Here is a 268-nt window from a genome sequence, read left to right as displayed (position 1 = left end):
CAGAGGCTGTCCGTCATCACGAAAACCGAAATATCGAGCGCGGAAACGAAGTGAAGACATTTCGTTTCTGATCGACATAAATGAAGGGCCCGGATATCCGGGCCATTCATTTATTCGGGCTTCTTTAGCGCTTTTTCTTGTTACGCCAGGGTGCGTTCTTCTGCAGCCGCTGGCCATGATCGAGACATAGAGAATGACCTTATCGACATTCTCGGCCAGTCCGTATTCACCTCTCTGCGCCTTGACCTGTGCGGCGTTCTTACAAGCG

Annotated in this window: 1 protein-coding gene; it reads right to left on the bottom strand. The window is 51.1% G+C overall.

Translation table 11 applies throughout. The annotated features are described in order from the left end of the window. On the bottom strand, positions 1–268 hold a 268-nt coding region (locus SB719_RS20420; protein ID WP_412159780.1), incomplete at both ends, for a hypothetical protein.

Source organism: Pantoea sp. SIMBA_079 (genome assembly GCF_046940275.1).
Classification (GTDB): Bacteria; Pseudomonadota; Gammaproteobacteria; order Enterobacterales; family Enterobacteriaceae; genus Pantoea; species Pantoea borealis.
The sequence above is the reverse complement of the archived record's forward strand: the minus strand, read 5'-3'. Positions and strand labels throughout refer to the sequence as shown.